Annotated in this window: 22 protein-coding genes; 13 read left to right on the top strand and 9 right to left on the bottom strand. The window is 63.2% G+C overall.

The window, feature by feature from the left end; translation table 11 throughout:
• Positions 1-97: 97 nt before the first annotated feature.
• The 4 genes from ACNJYD_RS12125 (at position 98) to ACNJYD_RS12110 (ending at position 3,514) form a co-directional block, all read left to right on the top strand.
• Positions 98-1,894 (top strand): ShlB/FhaC/HecB family hemolysin secretion/activation protein, encoded by a 1,797-nt coding sequence (locus ACNJYD_RS12125; protein WP_439366496.1) that lies wholly within the window; start codon positions 98-100, stop codon positions 1,892-1,894.
• A gap of 153 nt (positions 1,895-2,047) precedes the next feature.
• Positions 2,048-2,878: an alpha/beta fold hydrolase gene (locus tag ACNJYD_RS12120; RefSeq protein ID WP_439366495.1), complete on the top strand. Its 831-nt coding sequence runs from the start codon at positions 2,048-2,050 to the stop codon at positions 2,876-2,878.
• Between the two features lie 74 nt (positions 2,879-2,952).
• Entirely contained in the window at positions 2,953-3,159 is a 207-nt protein-coding gene (locus ACNJYD_RS12115; protein ID WP_172785496.1) for a hypothetical protein, read from the top strand.
• A 37-nt stretch (positions 3,160-3,196) separates the two neighbouring features.
• Entirely contained in the window at positions 3,197-3,514 is a 318-nt protein-coding gene (locus ACNJYD_RS12110; RefSeq protein ID WP_260380118.1) for a c-type cytochrome, read from the top strand.
• A 258-nt stretch (positions 3,515-3,772) separates the two neighbouring features.
• Here the strand turns inward: ACNJYD_RS12110 and ACNJYD_RS12105 are convergent, their stop codons facing one another.
• A complete protein-coding gene (locus ACNJYD_RS12105) occupies positions 3,773-4,114 on the bottom strand; it encodes a phasin (protein WP_036007681.1) in 342 nt (113 codons plus the stop codon).
• Positions 4,115-4,259: 145 nt separating this feature from the next.
• Positions 4,260-4,445 (bottom strand): hypothetical protein, encoded by a 186-nt coding sequence (locus ACNJYD_RS12100; RefSeq protein WP_025037658.1) that lies wholly within the window; start codon positions 4,443-4,445, stop codon positions 4,260-4,262.
• 576 nt (positions 4,446-5,021) lie between these two features.
• Here ACNJYD_RS12100 and ACNJYD_RS12095 point away from each other — a divergent pair.
• Complete coding sequence (locus tag ACNJYD_RS12095) at positions 5,022-5,378, top strand: hypothetical protein (RefSeq protein WP_172785498.1); 357 nt, start codon at positions 5,022-5,024, stop codon at positions 5,376-5,378.
• Positions 5,379-5,422: 44 nt separating this feature from the next.
• Here the strand turns inward: ACNJYD_RS12095 and ACNJYD_RS12090 are convergent, their stop codons facing one another.
• Complete coding sequence (locus ACNJYD_RS12090; protein WP_036007689.1) at positions 5,423-5,998, bottom strand: hypothetical protein; 576 nt, start codon at positions 5,996-5,998, stop codon at positions 5,423-5,425.
• A gap of 47 nt (positions 5,999-6,045) precedes the next feature.
• Entirely contained in the window at positions 6,046-6,582 is a 537-nt protein-coding gene (locus ACNJYD_RS12085; protein ID WP_439366494.1) for a GcrA family cell cycle regulator, read from the bottom strand.
• A 153-nt stretch (positions 6,583-6,735) separates the two neighbouring features.
• On the opposite strand from ACNJYD_RS12085, the gene ACNJYD_RS12080 reads away from it, so the two are divergent.
• On the top strand, positions 6,736-7,344 hold the full coding sequence (locus ACNJYD_RS12080; RefSeq protein WP_036045323.1) for a S24 family peptidase: 609 nt from the start codon (positions 6,736-6,738) through the stop codon (positions 7,342-7,344).
• Positions 7,345-7,449: 105 nt separating this feature from the next.
• A complete protein-coding gene (locus ACNJYD_RS12075) occupies positions 7,450-7,725 on the top strand; it encodes a hypothetical protein (protein ID WP_212255341.1) in 276 nt (91 codons plus the stop codon).
• A gap of 37 nt (positions 7,726-7,762) precedes the next feature.
• Here ACNJYD_RS12075 and ACNJYD_RS12070 read toward each other — a convergent pair whose 3' ends face one another.
• Positions 7,763-8,737: a quinone oxidoreductase family protein gene (locus tag ACNJYD_RS12070; protein WP_212255339.1), complete on the bottom strand. Its 975-nt coding sequence runs from the start codon at positions 8,735-8,737 to the stop codon at positions 7,763-7,765.
• A gap of 224 nt (positions 8,738-8,961) precedes the next feature.
• Between ACNJYD_RS12070 and ACNJYD_RS12065 the strand changes: the two genes are divergently transcribed.
• From ACNJYD_RS12065 to ACNJYD_RS12055, 3 genes are all read left to right on the top strand, one after another.
• Positions 8,962-9,162 (top strand): hypothetical protein, encoded by a 201-nt coding sequence (locus ACNJYD_RS12065; RefSeq protein ID WP_027545881.1) that lies wholly within the window; start codon positions 8,962-8,964, stop codon positions 9,160-9,162.
• 148 nt (positions 9,163-9,310) lie between these two features.
• The gene (locus tag ACNJYD_RS12060; protein ID WP_036007771.1) at positions 9,311-10,258 is read left to right on the top strand and encodes an AAA family ATPase; all 948 of its coding nucleotides are present in this window, start codon (positions 9,311-9,313) and stop codon (positions 10,256-10,258) included.
• A 5-nt stretch (positions 10,259-10,263) separates the two neighbouring features.
• Positions 10,264-11,640, top strand: a complete 1,377-nt coding sequence (locus ACNJYD_RS12055) for a vWA domain-containing protein (RefSeq protein WP_439366493.1) — start codon at positions 10,264-10,266, stop codon at positions 11,638-11,640.
• A 19-nt stretch (positions 11,641-11,659) separates the two neighbouring features.
• Here the strand turns inward: ACNJYD_RS12055 and ACNJYD_RS12050 are convergent, their stop codons facing one another.
• Positions 11,660-11,836, bottom strand: a complete 177-nt coding sequence (locus ACNJYD_RS12050; RefSeq protein ID WP_172785505.1) for a hypothetical protein — start codon at positions 11,834-11,836, stop codon at positions 11,660-11,662.
• 350 nt (positions 11,837-12,186) lie between these two features.
• Here ACNJYD_RS12050 and ACNJYD_RS12045 point away from each other — a divergent pair, with 350 nt between their 5' ends.
• Positions 12,187-12,408: a hypothetical protein gene (locus tag ACNJYD_RS12045; RefSeq protein ID WP_172785506.1), complete on the top strand. Its 222-nt coding sequence runs from the start codon at positions 12,187-12,189 to the stop codon at positions 12,406-12,408.
• An 8-nt stretch (positions 12,409-12,416) separates the two neighbouring features.
• Here the strand turns inward: ACNJYD_RS12045 and ACNJYD_RS12040 are convergent, their stop codons facing one another.
• Genes ACNJYD_RS12040 through ACNJYD_RS12030 form a run of 3 tightly spaced genes read right to left on the bottom strand, consistent with a single transcriptional unit; the run spans position 12,417 to position 16,353 of the window.
• On the bottom strand, positions 12,417-13,799 hold the full coding sequence (locus tag ACNJYD_RS12040) for an NCS2 family permease (protein WP_172785507.1): 1,383 nt from the start codon (positions 13,797-13,799) through the stop codon (positions 12,417-12,419).
• Positions 13,800-13,812: 13 nt separating this feature from the next.
• Positions 13,813-15,678, bottom strand: coding sequence for an adenine deaminase (locus tag ACNJYD_RS12035; RefSeq protein ID WP_439366492.1), 1,866 nt, complete (start codon positions 15,676-15,678; stop codon positions 13,813-13,815).
• A 12-nt stretch (positions 15,679-15,690) separates the two neighbouring features.
• A complete protein-coding gene (locus ACNJYD_RS12030; RefSeq protein ID WP_439366491.1) occupies positions 15,691-16,353 on the bottom strand; it encodes a TetR/AcrR family transcriptional regulator in 663 nt (220 codons plus the stop codon).
• 220 nt (positions 16,354-16,573) lie between these two features.
• On the opposite strand from ACNJYD_RS12030, the gene ACNJYD_RS12025 reads away from it, so the two are divergent.
• A complete protein-coding gene (locus ACNJYD_RS12025; RefSeq protein ID WP_439366490.1) occupies positions 16,574-17,587 on the top strand; it encodes a formamidase in 1,014 nt (337 codons plus the stop codon).
• An 85-nt stretch (positions 17,588-17,672) separates the two neighbouring features.
• Positions 17,673-18,992 (top strand): dicarboxylate/amino acid:cation symporter, encoded by a 1,320-nt coding sequence (locus ACNJYD_RS12020; RefSeq protein WP_172785511.1) that lies wholly within the window; start codon positions 17,673-17,675, stop codon positions 18,990-18,992.
• The last annotated feature ends 6 nt before the right edge of the window (positions 18,993-18,998 follow it).

Raw genomic sequence — 18,998 nt, 5'->3', positions numbered from 1 at the left:
AGGGGTATCCGAAATCACTCAAGATAGGATTATCGGAAAGCGGCCAGCCGCGCGGCCGAATTAACCAATCGTTGACCATAAAAAACTAAGAAAAATCATGCCTCTAACGAGACCTTACCGCCCCGTCGCAGATCCTCCGTTGAACTACGGAGATAGGGTCGCTGCGCGCGGTGAGAGACGGCATCTCCTTACCGCACTGGTTTCGCTGGCAGCAATTTTCGCGACAACTCCAACGGCACTCGCGCAACAGGCGAACCAGCCGGGTTTCGATCCACGCCAGCCCGAGAAATATTTTGATAACCAGACCGAGCAGGAATCGCTCGGCCGGCCGCCGGTCCGATTGCCGAGCGTCGGACAGCCCATCATCGGCGGCGATACCAAGCCGCAATTCGTGCTGCGCGGCGTCAGCGTCAGCGGCGCCCATGCCGTTTCCCCCGATCGCATCGCCGCGATCTACCAGCCTTATCTCGGCCGGAAGGTCTCGCAGGCGGACTTGGTCGCGATCGCAGGCGCCATCAGCGACCTCTACCGCGCAGCCGGCTTCCATCTCAGCCGGGCCATCGTGCCACCGCAGGACATCGCGCACGGCCGAGTCCGGATTCAAGTGCTCGAAGGCGCCATTGTGCAGGCCGAGCTGAAAGGCGACGGTGCCGAGCAGTTCGGCGTCAGGCCGATGCTGGCGCCGGTTCTGGCCGAACAACCGTCGCGGCTGGCAACGCTCGAACGCCAGCTCTTTCTGATCAATGGCAGGCCCGGCGTCCGGATCACCGACACTGCGCTCGAGGAGATCGGCGGTACGACGGGCCGCTTCCGCCTGACCGTCTCCTTGAAGACCTGGCACGTCTTCTCCTCGTTCGGCCTCGACAATCTCGGATCCTCGTCGGTTGGTCCCTGGCAAACCTACGCCACCGGCGCGTTCAACTCCTACCTCACGCCCGGCGATACTCTGGCGATCAACCTGTCGACTATTGCCAACGATCCGCGCCAGCTCGGCTTCGCACGCCTGTCGTACGATGCGCCGGTCGGCGTCGACGGTATCCGCCTCGGCGCTTCCGTCCTGTACAGCGCTGTACGGCCCGGCGATATGCGCCGGCTCGACAGCGACATCACCACAACAGAAGCTTTCGAGGTGCGGGCAAGCACCGTGCCCTTCCTGTCGCAATCCTCGGGGCTGACGTTTACTGTGGCAGGCACCTTCAGCAATGTATCCGAGCACGACATTTACGGCCCCTGGTACAACGACCACATCAGGACCGCGAGCCTGACGGCCGACTACCGGCTGCAGGATCCCCTTGGCGGCACCAATCTGGCGACGCTGACCTTCCGCCAGGGCCTCGACATTTTTGGCGCCTCGCATTTCGACGACGATCTGTTGTCACGCGATGGCGCATCGTCGAACTTCTCGGTGCTGAATCTCTGGTTCACGCGCTACCAGACACTCAACGATGCCTGGTCGCTCAAGCTCGCTGCGGCGAGCCAGACGGCGTCGCGTCCACTGTTCACCTCGCAGCAATTCTATCTCGGCGGCGCTGCCTTCGGCCGCGGCTATGGCGCAGCCGAGATCAGCGGCGACAACGGCCTGGCCGGCTCGCTCGAGCTGCGCTTCGACCAGAAGCTCAATTTCCGCTACTGGACCGGCTATCAGCTCTATGCCTTTGGCGATGCCGGCGCCGTCTGGAACCACGGTTATCGCCTGAGCGACGGGCTGTCGCTGACATCGGCCGGAGCCGGTGTGCGCTTCTTCCTGCCGGACGACCTCCAGGCCGATTTCGGCGTGGCCATCCCCCTGAGCTACCGGGCGCCGGACAACGAGCGTCGCAGCCCACGCTTCGTTTTCACGCTGTCGAGCGCACTCCGGCTCTGCCCCGAGCGCGGCAAGGCTGGCTGTCTCTAGCCACCCCGTTCTTCGGGCGATCGCCCCGGCTTGCCGGCTTTTCCCGGTCTTGCCCGCAGACTTGCCTAAATTTAATCCTCTAACCTTGCTCACGATCGCTCGACCGGGGGTTCCCGATGACCGTGTTCAGGCAAAGGTGATTTGAGACAGACCATGAAGAAGGTGTTTACCGCCCTGGCGTTTCTCTGCGTCCTTGGCATCGGGCAGTATTTCGTCGTCAGCCGGTTCGCGATCCGCCATGAGACCTTGGCCCTCTTCGACGCCTCGCGCCAGCGGCCGATCGCGGTCGAGATCGCCGTGCGACGCGACCATGAGACCAAGGCCAATCTCGGCCTCTGGAAGCTCCCCCTCGCCGTCATCAGCAATGGCAACACCGTCAAGGCGACCGAATATTCCTTCCTTGCCAACGCGCTCGCCGCCCGAGGCTATCTGGTTGCCAGCATCCAGCAGGACCTGCCGAGCGATCCCCCGCTGATGACCCAGGTCGGTCAGCAATATGTCGGCCGGCGCGAGGTCTACATCCGCGCCGAAGCCAACATTCTCTTCGTGCTGGGCGAATTGAAGAAACAGCAGGAGAACGTCGAATACGACCACATCACCCTCGTCGGCCACTCCAACGGCGGCGATGTCTCGATGTACGTCGCTCATCAGCACCCCGAACTGGTGTCGAAGGTGATCACGCTCGACAATCTGCGGGTGCCCTTCGTGGTCAGCGACCACATGAAGATCCTGTCGTTCCGCTCGAAGGACCCGCACTTCGTGACGGACCCCGGCGTGCTTCCGACGCCGGAAGAGGCCAAGGCGCGCGGCATCGATATCATCCACACCGGCGCACAGCACACGGAGATGAGCGACCGCGGTCCCAACTCGGTCAAGGAGAAGATCCAGGAGACGCTCGACCGCTTCCTGCGTGACAGCACCAGCAGCGCGCTCGCGCCGGCGGATACGAAGAGCCCGATGATCATGAATCCGGCTGACTATTAGCGGGTCCGCTTTGCGGCAGATCAAGGCGGCTCCAAGACGGCACGGTAGAAAGCCTCATGGCGTCGGAGAGACACGTGTCGCACTATTCCGAAAGTCTTGATGCGAAGGGCCTTGTTTCGAAGAGCCATGCTCCGAAAGGCCTTGTTTCGAATGGTCTTGGCCTGCCCGCGGCAAGAATGCCGGCCTTCATGCGGCATCTTTATCGTTCGACCCGCAGGCTGCTGCGGTCGATCGCCGCCCGCATTGATCTCTCGCAGTTTCCAGGATCCTGCTGCGGATGAGCGCGGCGGCCGCAAGCGAATGCAGAAAGATTGCCCGATGCTCCGGCATGTGAGACGAGTTTTCCTGCTGCTTGGCCTGGTCTCCGGCGTCGGCACGTCGTCCGCTCTCGGCGCTGATGCCGACCACGGTGCCGACCTCGCCAAGCGCTGGTGCGCGAGCTGCCACGTCGTGGCGAACGGACAGACCCAGGCGAGCGCCGACGTCCCCTCCTTTGCATCGGTTGCGCGCAAGCCGGACTTCAGTGCGGAAAGGCTCGCGTTCTTCCTGCTCGACCCGCACCCGAAGATGCCGAATTTTCCCCTGAGCCGGACTGAAGCCGGCGATATCGCGGCCTACATCGCATCGCTGCGCTAGATGCATGATCGGGCCGGAACGCCGGGCTCGCACAAGCCGTGCAGCGCTTTTCCCAAAATCACGCCTCAGCACATGCCAAGCTACACGAAGGGCTACAAATGCAGATCCCTGCCGGTGAACCGGCAGGGATCAGCAGAAAGGATGACGGACGGCGAATGAGAACATTCGGTGGCCCGTCATGGACCTGCGCCAGTATCGAAGCGCGGATATTCACGCCACACAAGATCAATTTGTGGGCACGTGTACACACACCGAAAGTCAGGATTTGCCCTTGCCGGGTTGCATGAGACTGCCGGTCATCTGACGCATGTGATCTCCGGCGCTGGTGAACTGACTGCGCAGGAAATCGGATTGGATCCGCATCGCCTCCTGGAGGTCGGTGGCATGCACCAGCTTGCGCGCATGCTCGAAGGCCGACTTCATGTTCTGCTCCGTGAAAGCCAGCGCCTGCTTCGACACCTCCGTCCCCGCGCCCGGAACGGACGACATCGATTTGGTCGCCGCTTCAAAGAACATGCCGAAGGCCTTTTCCGCCTGGTCGATCGTCTTCTCGGCCAAGTCACGCAGTTCGGCCGGAACTTCGATTTTCGGTTCGATCATAGTCGCACTCCTCCCTTTTTCCGTCTGAATACCACATTTGCCTGACCGCCATCCAGCCGCCAGCCTTCAGAGGAACGACGTCCGGGAGCCCTGCTCTGGCAGGAAAGGGGCGGGAAACGGCCTGGGACCGGCGCGCAGCCGGACTTTAGGATAAGGGGTGCTCGGGTAGAGCTTCTTCGGTGGCGAGATCTTCGACCAGCTTGATCACTTCGAAGCGCTGCCGCGGCGCGAGCTTCAGAAAGGCGCGGAGCAGGCGCAGACTTTCGACAGTGCTGCTTGCAGGCACACCGAGCTTGAGATGCAGCTCAGCCGCGAAATTGAGGTTTTTCATCTCGCACCTATGACAAGCATCGGCCTTCGTGATCCGCTCGAGAACCGGACGCCACGACAGACCCCTCGCGACGAATGTTCGGCCGAGGGGACCGGTCGGGTTGCACGCTGAACCGCACCAAACGACGGCCTCAACCATGCGGTTGCAACTATGCCAAGTAACAACCCTCCCGGCAAGCCCAACCGTGGGTATAGCGATGCTTGGTCTGCATCGCGCCACGGCGATTCCGGATAACAGGAATATCGATCGCCGTCACCCACCTGCGTCAAGAAGCGGCATCAATCACGCACACAGCAACTCGTGACCGTCAATCAGGCGCAGCGTTTCGTCGTGTTTCCGATGTGAATGCACGTTGGCGCGCACGAATTGGCGATTCTTCGGCAGTATACACGCATTTGTTGAATCCGGTCCCGGCGGTTGCGTTAAGCGCATGAAAGTCGATCTTGCGGCCGACCCACCGTGAACCGCCGTCCAGGCGCGAGCGACCAAGCCGTTGCGGCACGGCCACGCAGATACGGGCGCCATGGCTGAAAACTCTTCGATTTGGGCGCGCGTCAGCACCAAAAGGACGACGGCATGCTTTCTCGCTGCGATCTCATCAAGGGCGCCGCAGTCGCTCTGCTCACCCTCTCGACACAAGGCGCATGGGCGCAGGAGACCAAGATGAACCTGTTCAAGATCATCACCATCAAGGACGAAATCGTCGTCGGATTGTCGGCGGAGGAGCTTCAGGCGCTCGGCGGCAACGATGCGAGCGCCGTTGCACACGCGCTGGCACAGAAGGGCGATCTCACCGTCTGGCAATACAACGTGCATCGTGGGCCCAACGGCGAATTACAGCAGGCGCCGACAGCCAAGATCGGGCTGCTGGCCAATGCCTCGCTGCGCGTCGAGCCCTACACCACGCCCTACCAGATCGTCCCTCATCCGTAGGCAACAGGCGGGACGCCGGCGGCCGAACCGCCGGCGCCTTGCAATCATCCACGCCGGCCCCCGCGCGCCGTTCCCGTCTCCGTCGCAAAGCCGTAGATCAACGCCAGCCGGTCCAAACATTCGCGAAAACGCCGCGCGAAGTAATCGTTCCAGCGTTGCGTCCGGACGGCACGACGCTGCCCAACCTGATCCATGGTCAGACCCAGCACCAGCACGTCGTGCACCAGCGCGGCGCCGTCGGTGCCGAGCTCTCGCTCGATCCGGTTGAGCCGCAGCACCGCCTGACGCTGGCTCTCGGTGACGGGCTCGCGCGTGCCGGTGCCATCGACATATTCGCGCGTCGTATCCACCGCCTGCGGGCCCCGCTCGGCCCGCTCCCAATCGTTCTGGAAGGCGCGCCCGCCGCGGTATTGCGCCTCGTCGATCTGGTGGTGCGCGTGCAGTCGGCCGAGCGGATCGCCGCGGACCGACCGGATCGCCAGGATCTTCTCGCCGGAATCGAGCGCGAGCGGATTGTCGACCTCCACCTCCGCGATCTCGGCGTTGAACGGCACCTCCCGCGACCGCCGGTCATAGATCTGCGCCAATTTATAGGACTTGTTGCGTCGGGCACGAGCCACTCGGATATTCCTTGCAAGACTGAGGGGTTGAACGGAGGGCGGCACCGTCAGAGCGCCGAGACCAGCTTCAGCACGACGGGGCCTGCGGCACGGGCAGCCGACGCAGCCTCGGAACGGCGCGCCAGGCGGGCATGCGGCGCGCAATAGCTGGAGCCCGGCTGGCGCGCATGGCCACAGAAGGTGATCTCCTCACCGTCCTTGTCGCCGCCATAGGGATATCGGCAGTGGGCCGGCTCGAGCTCGACCAATTGGATCAGGCGCGGTTGGATGCCGACACACCGCAACTTCACCCGCGCCGCAGGCTTCATGGCGGACTTCGGCGGCAGATTGAGGCTCGGCCACGCCACCCCGCGCGGCGAAAGCAGGCCGGGTTCACCCGGCAAGGGCGGCGCGAGCGCCGGGCTCGTCATCCATTGCGGCACGATGAGCCCGAGCCGCTTGGCGCGGCCGACCACCGCGCTGCGCGTATAAGCCGTTCCAAACCTTGCGTTTATCTGTCTTCCGATCTCCGCATAAGAAATCCCTTTGAGAAAATAGTCGCGAAGCGCGTCGGAGTGCTCCGACGGCCAATGGCCCGGTTCCATGCTGCTGTCCTGTGATGCGCCTCCACCCGCGAGGCGAGACACACATTCCGTTATTCCGAATGCAGAGTCAAGCCATATTTCTGATATTCATAATTGCATCAATTCCGAATTTCGGATTACAAGAGGCAACGTTGCGCAATCGAGGGAATCACCATGTTGGACGTAGCAATGATCGAGCGGGGCCTGGAGAAGACGGGCAAGAGCAAGGGCGGCCTGGCTGCGGCGATGGGCGTGCGACCCGGCGCGGTCTCGGAGATTCTCGGCGGCGAGCGCCTGGTGAAGGCCTCGGAGATCATTCCGATCATGGAATATCTCGAGCTCAATCTCGCGCCGATCATGGGCCGGGTCGGAGCCGGCGCGGTGATCGAGCCGGACTACGAACAGGTTCCGCCGGAAGGGCTCGGCGACGTCGCATTGCCGTTCCCGATCATGGAAGAGACGATCGCATTCGAGATCGTGGGCGATTCGATGCTGCCCAAATACGAAAGCGGCGACGTGATCGTCGTCTACAAGGACCAGCGCCATCCGTTGTCGAGCTTCTACGGCGAAGAGGCGGTGGTCCGACTCAAGACCGGCGAGCGCTACCTGAAGACCATCGAGCGGGGCAAATCCCCCTCCGTGGTCAACCTCACGAGCTTCAATGCCAAGCCGATCGTCGGCGTCAAGCTCGACTGGGTCGGGGAAATCTGCCTGTCCATGCCCAAGGGGCAGCTTGAGCGGCTGCGCGCGAAATCGGCGCGCCCGCGCAAGAAGGGCAAATGAGAGGACCCGGCGATTTCTGATTTATAGAAATCGCCATTGACATAGTTCCGATTTTCAGAAATAATCTGCCGCATCCCGGCCATCGGGGTGCGGCAGGATCGTTTCATGCAATATTTCGTCGTGATGATCGATTATGGGCGGCGAGGCCGCGAGGCGGTCGTCGATCCGGAAATCACCAGGCGAGAGGTCATCTCCCGCCTCGCCTCGGGCGAGTATCGGAACGTCTCATTCATCCACGAGATTGTGGAGAACTCGGTCGAGGATGTCACCGAGGCCGTCCTGGCCGAGGCGGCCCTCCCGCAGATCGAGCCCGAGGACGTCGACCTCCAGGCGATCCGCCTCGATCACGTCCGCGACCTGCGCAAGCACGAGCCGACGTGACGCAGGCTTGAAGCCCGCGCCACCGCTCAGTCCGGCGCTACACCAGGAGAACGGTCGATCCCGTGGTCTTGCGTGCTGCAAGATCGGCATGCGCCTTGGCGGCGTCCTTCAGCGGATAGGTCTGGTGCACCTCGATCTTGACCGCGCCGGACTTGACGACGTCGAACAGCTCGCCCGCCATCGCCACCAGATTTTCGCGCTTGGCGGCATAGGTGAACAGCGTCGGACGCGTAACGTAGAGAGAGCCCTTCTGGGCGAGCAGGCCGAGATTGAGCGGCTCCACTGCGCCGGAGGACTGGCCGAACAGCGCGGCGACGCCGAGCGGCGCGAGGCAATCCAGCGATTTCAGGAACGTATCCTTGCCGACGGAATCGTAAACCACCGGCACTTTCTTGCCGCCGGTGATCTCGTCGACCCGCTTCACGAAATCTTCCCTTGTATAGATGATCACATGGTCGCAGCCATGCGCCTTGGCGAGCTTCGCCTTCTCGTCGTTGCTGACGGTGCCGATCACCGTCGCGCCGAGATGCTTGGCCCACTGGCTCAAGATCAGGCCGACACCGCCAGCCGCGGCGTGGAGCAGGATGGTATCGCCAGCCTTCACCCGGTAGGTCTGGCGGATCAGATATTGCGTGGTGAGCCCCTTGAGCATCATCGCCGCCGCGGTCCTGTCGTCGACGCCGTCCGGCAATTTCAACAGCCGGTCGGCGGGGATCAGCCGTGCCTCCGAATAGGCCCCGAGCGGCGAAGCGCCATAGGCAACGCGATCGCCCGGCTTCAGATCGGTAACGCCGGGCCCAACCTCCTCGACGACGCCGGCCGCCTCGCTGCCGAGTCCGCTCGGCAGTTGCGCCGGATAAAGGCCGGAACGGTTATAGATGTCGACGAAATTGAGGCCGACGGCGGTGTGGCGGATACGCGCCTCGCCGGGCCCAGGTTTGCCGACGCTGACCTCCTCCCAGACCAGGACTTCCGGACCACCGGTCTTGTGAAAGCGAATGGCATGCGTCATGGGCTTGCTCCCTTATCGTTGAGGTGAAGGTCCGAATACCGGATCGGCCTGTGAAATAGGCATTTGGTCCGCCCGTTACAGTATAGAAGCCGTAACAAGAATGTCACAGCGACCGACAAACGCCCGCCGTTCCGCCTCCGTTCGAAAGAGTTGATGAGGGCTCCGGGGCAACCGGCGGTAGCCTTTGTGCGGGGTTTGATGGTCGCCTGCGAAGGAGAGCCGAGATGCCAGCTTACGTTCAGCATCATCAGGACGTCGAAATCGCGCCAGTGAATTGCCCTACCTGTATGGGGTTCCTGCCGATGTATGTGCGCGAGGTCGAGCCGCATTGGAGCCTTGCCAAGATCGACTTCGTCTATGAATGCGCCGATTGCGGTGCCGAGGTCAGACAGACGATCCGCAAGCCGGAGTTGCTGCGACACTGATCGCGCCGCCGGCGAACCGCTCAACTATTTGCGCTGAACGGAAAAAACGCCGTTCACGCGGATCTGATCTCTCCCAAACGAGACTTGTTCTTTGCCGGGAACGCAGGCAGAACAAGCCTCAAAGCAAGACCTTTGGGAGCGCCATTTCGTGGCTGATCAGAAGGCCTCGACTTCGATCGAGGCAGTGGAGAGCGGCCTCGCCGCGCAGGGCTATATCGCCAGCCGGCAGATCGCGACCGCCGTCTATTTGTCGCAGCAGATCGAGAAGCCGATCCTGGTCGAAGGCCCCGCGGGCGTCGGCAAAACCGAGCTTGCCAAGGCGATCGCCGCCTGGCGCGGCATGAAGATGATCCGCCTGCAATGCTATGAGGGCCTCGACGAGGCCAAGGCGCTCTACGAGTGGAAATACGCCAAGCAGCTTCTTTATACGCAGATCCTCAAGGACAAGCTCGGCGAAGTCCTCGGCGGCGCGCAGACGCTGCATGCCGCGCTCGACCAGCTCCACGATTTCGGCGACGTGTTCTTCTCCAAGGAGTTCGTCGAGCCGCGGCCGCTGCTCCAGGCGCTTGAGCAGCCGGGCGGCTGCGTGCTCCTGATCGACGAGATCGATAAGTCGGACGCTGAATTCGAATCGCTGCTGCTGGAGATTCTCTCCGATTTCCAGGTCACGATCCCCGAGCTCGGAACCGTCTCGGCGATCACGCCGCCGACGGTGATCCTCACCTCCAACAGCGAACGCGACCTGGGCGATGCGCTGAAGCGACGCTGCCTGCATCTGCATATCGGCTTCCCCGAGCAGCGGCTCGAGGAGCGCATCGTCGAAAGCCGCGTGCCCGGCATCTCGCAAACGCTGCGCCGCCAGATGGTCGGCTTCATCCACGAGATCCGCTCGCTGGATCTGAAGAAGCTGCCGTCGGTCAGCGAGACCATCGACTGGGCGCGCGTGCTGGTGCTGCTCCAGGCTTCCGAACTCGATACCGAGATCGTCAAGGACACGCTCAACGTGCTCCTGAAATACGAAGCCGACATCGAGGCCGCGACGCCGCAGGTGACGACCTTCATTGCCAAGGCGGCCCGGTCCAACGTCTTCGGTTGACGCCGATGCGCGAAAATCTCCATCGCTTCTTTCGGGCGGCGCGCGGCGCCGGCGTCCACGTCTCGCCTGCCGAAAGCATCGATGCGATGCGCGCCGTCTCGCAGGTCGGCTTTTCCGACCGGACCATCCTGCGCGACGCACTGCTGCTGACGCTCGCCAAGTCGCAGGACGAGAAGCTCGCGCTCGGCGACTGCTTTGACCTGTTCTTCAGCCAGCCGGAGCCGCGACAGGATCGGCCCGAGAGCGCCGATCAGGATGCCTCGCAGGATAAGGATCAAGCGCCCTCTTCCGGCGCGGCCAGCGATGCCGGCGGCGGTTCGTCGCAGCAGGAACCGGGCTCGCTCGCTCAGATGCTGCTGTCGCAGGATCGCAATGCCATCGCGGCCGCGATCGCCAGCGCAGCTGGCGCGGCCTCCCTATCCGACATTCGCTACTCCACCCAGCGCGGCATATTCTCCAGCCGCATCCTCGACGCCATGGGCCTCCAGCGCCTGCGCGACGATCTCGACCAGCTGACCGCGACCAACCCGGCCCTGGCCGAGCGTCTGCGCGCCGCGCTCGATGCTTTACGTGAAGCCGTGCGCGATACGGTCTCTCAGGGGCTTGCACTCTATGCCCGGGAGGAGGCCGAAAACCTCCGCAACGAGATCCTGCGCAACGCACCGCTCGCCCGCATCGAGCGGCGCCAGGTCGCCGAGATGCGCGCCCTCATCCGTCAGATCGCGCGCCGGCTGCGCGAGCGCTACTCCAAGCCGCGCAAGCGCCAGCGCCGCGGCCATCTCGACGTCCGTCGCACGCTCCGTCGCAACGCAGCCTGGGGCGGCGTGCCGTTCCTCACGGCGTGGAAGCGCAAGCATCGCGACCGGCCGAAGATCGTCGCGCTGTGCGACGTCTCGGGCTCCGTTGCGCAAGTCTCCGACTTCTTCCTGCTGCTGATCCATTCGCTGCACGAGGTGGTCGACGATGTCCGCTCGTTCGCCTTCTCTTCGCACCTGATCGAGGTCAGCGAGATCCTGGAGACGAAGTCGCCGGAGGAAGCGATGTCCGAGATCATGTCCAAAGTCGGTTTCGGCTCGTCAGATTACGGCTCCTCGCTGGTCGATTTCGAGAAGGAGTTCATGAGCACGCTGACGCCGCAGACCACGGTGATCGTGCTCGGCGATGCCCGCAGCAACAATCTCGACCCACGCGCCGACATTCTGCGCCGGATCTCCGAGCGCTCGAAGCGGCTGGTCTGGCTCAATCCCGAGGGTCGGCTCGCCTGGGGCTTTGGCGATTCCGAGATGCCGCGCTACGCAACCTTTTGCAGCGTCGTGCGCCAATGCGCGACCGCGCAACAGCTCGAGCGCGCCGTGTCCGACATTGTGGCGACTTATCAGTAAGTAATAGCAGCCGCGAGCGTCAGGCGGCGTTCAGCTCGGCCTGATTGCACTCCCGAAAGTGATACGCGATTTCGGCGAGCGCGCGCTGCTCCCATTCTTCTGCCTGCGCCAGCCAGAACAGCCGGCGCTTCGAATCGAGCGCTGCGCGCTCGCGGCACAAGAATTCCTGACTGCGTATCTCAACCAGCCTGTTCATGCACTCCACTCCTGCCGCGTGAAGTCACTGCCCGCAAATCAACCTAACAGACTCCTGAACCTCGCGTCTCATGATTTCTGTGCATATCGCGACGCAGAATGGGACAACGATACTTCCCGTGCACTGCGGGAGCTCGCATCGCAGCATCAAGTGCGGATCATCAATTAGTGATCGGAGCTCGTGCGATATTCGTGCGCAAACGATCTTAACTTTTGTGATGCAACGAAGTGCCGCAATTTGTGAAGAGACGTTCTAAACAGCTGACCGAATTCCCGACTTATTGTCGTCGCACGGTCTTCATGCGGCGCCGCTAACAGAGGCACGCGAACCGGACGATCGCCTGAGGCAACATGAGCAACGATTTCGAATTCGATCTTTCAACCGACCAGTGGGAAGCACTGAAGGCGCTTCGCAATCCGGTGTCGAATGGTCGCCTTGCGAAGGCTTATGTCGTCAAGAGCCTGGTCGAACTCGGCCTTGTCTTTGTCGATGACGGTGTCCCTGCAATGACACCGGCCGGGCGAAAGGCTTTGGTGCGCGGATCTTGCAGGTTGCTGGACCTCGCGGCCTGACGCACACGTCAAAAGATCTGTGCGATCACGATGGCGTAAGCGACGAACACGGCGCCAAGTCCCCACACCATCGCTGGAATCTGCGACCGCCGACCGATGGACACTTCCAGCGCGATGTAGCTCAACGTACCCAGGGCCATTCCGTTGATGAGATTGTTGGTCAACACGGTCACCAGCAACGTCAGCACGATCGGAACCGCATTGACGAGATCCGTCATGTCGATGCGGGCAAGCCCCTGCATCATCAGCACGCCGACGAGCACCAGCGCCGGCGCGGTCGCTTGCGGCGGAATGATGACGAAGATTGGCCAGAAGAACAGCGCGAGAAAGAAGAATCCCGCAACGGTCAGGGAAGTCAGGCCGGTGCGACCGCCGGCCTGCACACCGGTGATGGATTCGATATAAGCCGTGACGACGGACGTCCCGAGCAGCGGCCCCACGATCGAAGCCGTCGCGTCGGTCGCGAAGGCCGCCGTGGCGTTCGGGATCGAGCCATCGGGCTTGCGCAAATTGGCAGCGCCCGTCACGCCGATCAGCGTGCCCAGCGTCGAAAAGAATTCGGCGCACAGGAAATAGAACAGCAGCGGCAGCGCCACAACGAAATGGCTGAAGAGATACTCGATATCGAGGGCCATGAAGGTGCTGGTCGGCCAGCGCGGCCACGACAGGATGGCCGATGGCATCGACGTCACCATCTTGCCGTTGGCGCCAGGAACGAAGAAGCCGATCGCGGTCAGCAACACAATCGACAGGATCAGCGCCGCCGGCACTCGGCGCGCCACCAGTACCGGCGTGAGCAGGAGTCCGAACAACGTCAGCAGCACCGGCGGGCTGCGCAACGATCCCATGGCGATGTAGGTCGACGGATTCTGGACGACGAATCCCGCGCCTCGCAGCGCAATGAAGACGATGAGGGTCCCGACCGCCGCCTGGATGCCGATCTTCAGCGCTTCGGGCACATCCTTCGCGACCTTCTCCCGCAGTTTCGACAGGCTGAGGATCAGGAATAGCACGCCGGTGAAGGCGACCATGGCAAGCGCGCCCTGCCAGGGCATGCCCATCTGCTTGACGATGACATAGGTGAAGATGACGTTCGAACCCATCGCCGGCGCTACGGCGAGCGGCAGATTGGCCCACAACCCCATCAGCACCGAGCCGAAGATCGCCGCCAGCGCCGTGGCGCTGACGAGATCGGCACGATCCATTCCGGCGTTGGACATGATCGCGGGGTTGACGGCGATGATATAGGCCATTGCCGCAAACGTGGTGGCTCCGGCCATCATCTCGCGCCCGACGCTCGTGCCGCGCTCGGAGAGGCGAAAGACGCGATCGAGCAGCTTCGCGGCTGCCGGCTGCGCGGAGGCGGCTTGCGGCTTTGTCATCTCGTTCATCCCTGTCCTCCCCCTACCAGACCACCGGGTGTGCTTCGCCGGTCTGCACGTTGATGAAACCGAGCGGTGCCTGCTCGCACGGCGCTACCAGCACCCAGCTCCAGGGCGCGCAGGTCAGCGTTGCAAACATCAGCCGTTCCGGGAATCCCGGATACCAGCGCGGCCGGAATGTCGGCTCGTACATCCAGTCGACCTTGCGCCCTTCTGCGTAGAGCGCCTGCATCTCGGCATCGAGCGCTTGCGCCGAGCGGCAGCTCATCAGCCCGCCGACCTCGAACCGCACGGTGGCGACGAGCTCGCCTTCGCGCACCAGCGCCCATCCGCCTTGAAGTTCGACCAGCGCGTTCACCGCCTTTGCCATCGCCGCGTCGGACGAGCCGACCACCCAGAGATTGTGCTTGTCGTGCGCCACCGAGCAGGCGAGCGCCGTCTCCGGCGTACGCGGGCCACAGCCGCGCCAGAACATCTTTGCGATGCGCCCGTCGCCGGAGAACCGGTCGACGATGGCAAATTTTGTGATGGCCTCGCTCTCGTCGCGCTGCACCGCCCCGTCGCGCACCGGCAGGTCGAGCGTGTAGAACTCAGGATGCCAATGGAAGGGGCGGATCACCGCCGCTTTCATCGTGGCCCGCCCTGACTCAGCCCGCAGCTCGAAATCCTCAGGGTTGATCGTGCGCCTGATATTGACGGTCTTGGTCGCCCATTGCGGCCATTCGATCTTGGGCACTTGGCCGAGATAGCGCATGCCCTCGGACACCTGCGCGCCGTCGGCCCACACTTCGGCGATCGTAAGCTTGGCAACATCGGACAGCAGCACGACATCGCCGAAGCGCCCCGGCGCTAGACTGCCGACGAACGGCGTGAGACGCATGTGCCGTGCCGGATTGATGGTGAGACACTGGATCGCGATTTCCGGCGCAAGGCCGGCCTCGATCGCGACCCGCGCATTATGATCGCTCGCGCCGAGTTCGAGCGTGTGGCTGGCACTGCGGTCATCGGTGGCGAACGCAACCTGCGACCAGTCCTGCAAACCCTTCGCGAGCAACCATTTGACGATCTCGTCCATGGCGTAGACGCGCAGCTCGACAAAGAGACCGCGCGTGAGCTTGTCCCAGGTTTCCTCGGGCGTCTGCACCTCGTGGTCAGACGCGAGCCCGGCCGCGGCAAAGGCGTTGATGGACGGCAGATCCCGCAGGCCCGACGCGTGGCCCTCGACGACGCCGCGCGCAGCGAAAGTCGCCTCGATCATGCCCCAGAGCCGCTTGTAGGACGGGTTGTCGGGATTCCACACCGCCGGCCAGTCCATGACCTCGTCGAGGCCGGTGACCATCAGGCTTTCGCTCATGAAGCGTGCCTGTTCGTCGCGGCCATACCAGCCGCCGCCCCACTCATATGCGGTCGGCGGCACAGCCGAGCCGGGTTGCGGAAAGATCTTCAGCGGCGAGCCGCGACGGCGTGCCTCGAACCAGAATTCGAGATTGCGCGCACCGTTGACGTTGGAGAATTCGTGGCTCGCCTCGCAGGTCCAGGTATTGCCGTGCGGCAGCACCAGCGCCGCTTCCCATTCGGGCGTCAGATGCGAGCTTTCGATATGCTTGTGCACCTCACCGAAGCCGGGCACAGCTGCAAGATCCGGCCGATGCATACGCTCGCGGACCTCGCCGGGATAACTGCCGGCCGGGCCCACCCACGCGATCCGCCGGCCCTTGAAGACGATCTCCTGGTCCTCGCTCCACGTGCGGCTGTGCACGTCGAGCAATTTGCCGACCCGCAACGAACGATCGGCCGGGCGACGACCGAGCGCCGTCAGCACCAGGTCCTGGCGAATGCGCACCTCGTCAGGCGCATTGATCAGGAGATCGTCGGGTATCGCGTTCATGGCTGCCTCACTCTATGCCGGTGCTTTCGCAGCCGCGGTCCGCTTCCGAGGTGGTTTGCGCCCCTTGCCGGCGCGCGCAGCAGCGGCATCGCGCTGACGCACATCCTTCAAAAGGGTCGTGAGCGCCCATTCGATCGCGTCGGCGATCTCGGAGCTCGTCATGCCGAAATCCTCGCGCATCGCGTTCCAGGCCAGCACGTTGTTGAGGTAGGACGCGAGAGCTTCGGCCTGGCGGACGTCCTTGGCGGTGAGATGGCGCACGAGCGGCGCCATCGCCTTGCGATGCTGGTCAATTAGGTGCCGTCTGAAGCCTGCACGCACCCGGCGCCCCACCCGCGTTATCGCAATGGCGCGCGCCAGATGCGGATGACGGTCGAACCGCTTGCACAGCTTGCGGAAGATCTCGGGAAGCTCGTCGGGCGAGGTGAAGGGAATGTAGCTGAAGACGTTGTTCTCGATCCACTCGCCGGCCGCGGCGAACAGCTCCGCACGGGTCTTGAAGTGCCGATAGATGGTTCGCTCGGCCACCTTCGCGCGCTTGGCCACCGCGGCCATCGAGATGTCGTCGGCCTCCTCGTCCTCGAGCGTCGCAACAAAAGCGGCAACGATGCGCTGCCGCGTCATCTCGGCATATTCGTCACGAATGCTGACGGTATGTCGCTCTGCTGTACTCATGTCATAAGTCTGACACCGGTCGATTTTGCGGGTCAAGCCGAGACTTGAGGCACGTGGCGCTGCAAGAATAGGCGCCCGCCGGCTCGGGGGAACTGGTACCCCACGTTAGCACGACGGTCACTGCCGCCTGAAAAATGGACTTTTGCGCATCGCCAAAATCGGATTTGCTCCGCCGAGAACTGCGCGCAACGGCGCCGCGCGGGTAGCAAGGGAGCTGATCATGAACGGGCTTGGCGGACTGAACAAATCGCCTGAGGGCGTCGTGATTGGGCTGGTTCAGTTGCAGCTACCGAACGTCGTCACCCGCGCCGATCTCGCCAGGCAAACCGAGCGCATCGCCTGGATGGTCGGCAAGGCCCGCCGCAATCTCTCCACCATGGATCTGGTGGTCTTCCCCGAATACTCGCTGCACGGCCTCTCGATGGACACCAATCCGGAGATCATGTGTCGGCTTGACGGACCGGAGGTCGCGGCCTTCAAGCAGGCCTGTGTCGACAACAGGATCTGGGGCTGCTTCTCCATCATGGAGTTCAACCCGCATGGCAATCCCTACAACTCGGGCCTGATCATCGACGACCACGGCGAGATCAAGCTCTACTATCGGAAACTTCATCCCTGGATTCCGGTCGAGCCATGGGAGCCCGGTGACATCGGCATTCCCGTGATCGAGGGCCCGAAGGGCGCCAGGATCGCGCTGATCATCTGCCATGACGGCATGCTCCCGGAGATGGCACGGGAATGCGCCTACAAAGGCGCGGAGATCATGATCCGCACCGCCGGCTACACCGCGCCGATCCGCGAAGCCTGGCGCTTCACCAACCAGGCCAATTCGTTTCAGAACCTGATGGTCACCGCAAATGTCTGCATGTGCGGCTCGGACGGCTCGTTCGATTCCATGGGCGAAGGCATGATCGTCAATTTCGACGGCACCGTGCTGGCGCATGGTACGACCGGCCGTGCCGACGAGATCATCACCGCAGAGGTCCGGCCGGACCTCGTGCGCGAGGCGCGCATCAACTGGGGCGTCGAAAACAACATCTACCAGCTCTGGCACCGCGGCTATGTCGCGGTGAAGGGCGGCGCGATGGACTGCCCCTACACCTTCATGCAGGACATGGTCGCCGGCACCTTCCGACTGCCGTGGGAAGACCAGGTCAAGGTCACCGACGGCACCTCGTGCGGCTTCCCGGCCCCGACGCGGATGTTCGGCAAGACGGCGAAGGCGGCGGAATAACCCGGTTTCTCGGGCGTGACCGCGACATTCTGGCACGGTTGTTGCTCCTCTCTGACGTCCAGGACGTGTCAAAGGGGAGTGCACCATGTCGACCATCGCCGCGGCACCCGCCGCCGAGCCGAAGCCGCTCTACACCTCGCTGTTCGTCCAGGTCTTGGCTGCGCTGGTGCTTGGCGTCATCCTGGGGATGGCCGTTCCGAACTTCGCCATCAGCCTCAAGATCCTCAGCGATGCCTTCCTGAAGCTGATCTCGATGATCGTGGCGCCGATCGTGTTCTGCGTCGTCGTGCATGGCATTGCCGGCGCCGGCGATCTCAAGAAGGTCGGCCGCGTCGGCGTCAAGGCGTTGATCTATTTCGAGATCATGACGACGGTGGCCCTCGTGGTCGGCCTCTTGCTCGCCTACATCTTCGGTCCCGGCCACGGCATGAACATCGATCCCTCGACGCTGGATGCCAAGGCGCTCAACACTTATGCCGACAACGCCCACAAGCTCTCCGGCGGCGGCATCGGTGCCTTCCTGATGAACGTGATTCCGACCACCTCCTTCGATGCGCTGTCGCGTAACGACGTGCTTCAGGTGCTGTTCTTCGCGGTTCTGTTCGGCATCGGTCTGGCGCTCGTCGGCGGCGAGAAGGGCGCGCTCGTCACCTCCATGATCGACGCAGCCTCCACCGTGCTGTTCCGCGTCATGGGGCTCATTGTGCGGGTTGCGCCGCTCGGCGTGCTCGGCGCGGTCGCCTACACGGTCGGCAAATATGGCGTCGGCTCGCTGAAGCAGCTCGTGTCGCTGGTGATGCTGTTCTACGTCTCGGTCGGCATCTTCGTGCTCGGTGTGCTCGGCGGCGTGATGGCGCTCGCCGGCATCAACATCCTCAAGTTCCTCGCCTACCTGCGCGAGGAGCTGACCATCGTGCTGGCGACGGCATCCTCGGACGCGGTGCTGCCCCAGATCATGAAGAAGCTGGAGCGCATGGGCGTGAAGGATTCCGTCGTCGGTCTCGTCATTCCGACCGGCTATTCCTTCAACCTCGACGCCTTCTCGATCTACCTCACACTCGCCGTCGTCTTCATTGCGCAGGCCACCAACACGCCGTTGTCGTTCGGCGACCTGCTGCTGGTGCTCGGCGTGTCCTTGATCACGTCGAAGGGCGCACATGGCGTGCCGGGCTCGGCGATCGTGATCCTCGCCGCGACCTTGAACGCGGTGCCGAGCATCCCCGCGATCGGCCTCGTGCTGGTGCTGTCGGTCGACTGGTTCATCGGCATGGCCCGCGCGCTCGGCAACCTCGTCGGCAACTGCGTCGCAACCGTCGTGGTCGCGGCCTGGGAAGGCGATCTCGACCGCAGCAAGGCAGCCAAGGTGCTGGAGGGCGGCGAGGTGGTCGACGTGACCGCGGGATAGCGGTTC

Source organism: Bradyrhizobium sp. SPXBL-02 (assembly GCF_051853065.1).
In the GTDB taxonomy this organism is placed as follows: Bacteria; Pseudomonadota; Alphaproteobacteria; order Rhizobiales; family Xanthobacteraceae; genus Bradyrhizobium.
Note: the sequence above shows the minus strand (reverse complement) of the source record. Positions and strands in the feature narration are given on the sequence as shown.